The following is a 1,360-nucleotide window of genomic DNA, read 5'->3' on the forward strand; positions in this document are numbered from 1 at the left end:
TCGCCGCACCATGCGCCAACTGCTCATCACCGCCGCGCTGGCCGTTCTCGGCCTCGTCGCAGGCTGCACCACCGTCGAGAAGTTCAACCCCTTCGCCGGGCCCGCCACGCTGAAGGGCGAGGTCGCCGCCGGTGCCCAGATCAACCCCGACGCGCGCAAGCGGGCCTCCCCGGTCGTCGTGCGCGTCTTCGAGCTGAAGGCCAACGCGCAGTTCGAGTCGGCCGACTTCGTCTCGCTGTTCGAACGCGAACAGCAGGTGCTCGGCCCCGACCTGGTGTCGCGCGAGGAATTCGTGTTGCGTCCCGGCGAAAAGCGCCCGCTCGAGAAGAAACTGTCGCCCGAGACCAGGTTCATCGGCGTGATGGTCGCATTCCGCGAGCTCGAGCGCGCCCGCTGGCGCGCCGTGATCCCGGTCGCCGCGAACCGCACCAACATCGTCGCCGTCAGCCTGGACGACATCGCCGTGCAGGCCACCCGCACGCAGCCTGAAATCAAGCCCTGAAACCCCCAACCCCCACCGTGAACGGACGGATCTCTCCATGAGCTGGCGCGCCAAGGTCGTCTGGTCGTCGGGCATGTTCCTGCAGCCCCACCATTTCCAGCAGGAAACCCGCTACATCGAGCGCCTGGTCGACGCGCGCACCCGCTGCGTGACGCCGTTCGCCTGGGGCTTCTCCGAACTGGAGATCGACGAGGGCCTGCTCGCGCTCGGCAAGCTGGGCCTCACGCGCGCCGCCGGCCTGCTGCCCGACGGCACGCCGTTCTCGATGCCGCTGCTCGACCCGCTGCCGCCGCCGATGGAGCTGCCGGCCGACGTGAAGGGCGAACTGATCTACCTCGCGCTGCCGCTGCAGCGCCAGGGCCTGAACGAGGTCGACTTCAGCGGCACCGACGAGCTGTGCCGCTTCGAGGCCGCCGAAGAGAACGTGCGCGACAACACCGACGCGAGCGACGAGCCGGCCGCCATCCAGACCGGCCGGCTGCGCATGCGCTTCGTGCGCGCGAAGGAGGCCACCGAGGCCTATGCGCTGCTCGGCGTCGCGCTGGTGGCCGAGCGCCGCAGCGACGGCCAGGTCACGCTCGAACGCAGCTACATCCCGCCGCAGGTGGCGATCGAGGCCACCGCCCAGCTGTCGGCCAGCGCCTCGCTGCTGCACGGCCTGATCCTGCAGCGCGCGCAGGCGCTCGCCGGCCGCATGGGCCAGCTGAGCCACGGCGTCTCCGAGCTGGCCGATTTCCTGATGCTGCAGACGCTGAACCGCAACGAGCCGATCTTCAGCCAGCACACCGCGGTGCCGAATGCGCACCCGAAGGAGCTGCACCGCGACTGCCTGCGCCTGGCCGGCGACCTGGCCACGCT

Annotated in this window: 2 protein-coding genes; both read left to right on the forward strand. The window is 70.2% G+C overall.

Going from position 1 to position 1,360, the window contains the following annotated elements; all coding sequences use genetic code 11:
• Window positions 1–502: type VI secretion system lipoprotein TssJ (gene tssJ / locus AC1D15_RS32425; protein ID WP_477829294.1), on the forward strand; the 502-nt coding region annotated here is incomplete at its 5' end.
• Window positions 503–539: 37 nt separating this feature from the next.
• On the forward strand, window positions 540–1,360 hold an 821-nt coding region (tssK, locus tag AC1D15_RS32430), incomplete at its 3' end, for a type VI secretion system baseplate subunit TssK (protein ID WP_477829295.1).

It is taken from the genome of Rhizobacter sp. P2_H2, from assembly GCF_056403375.1.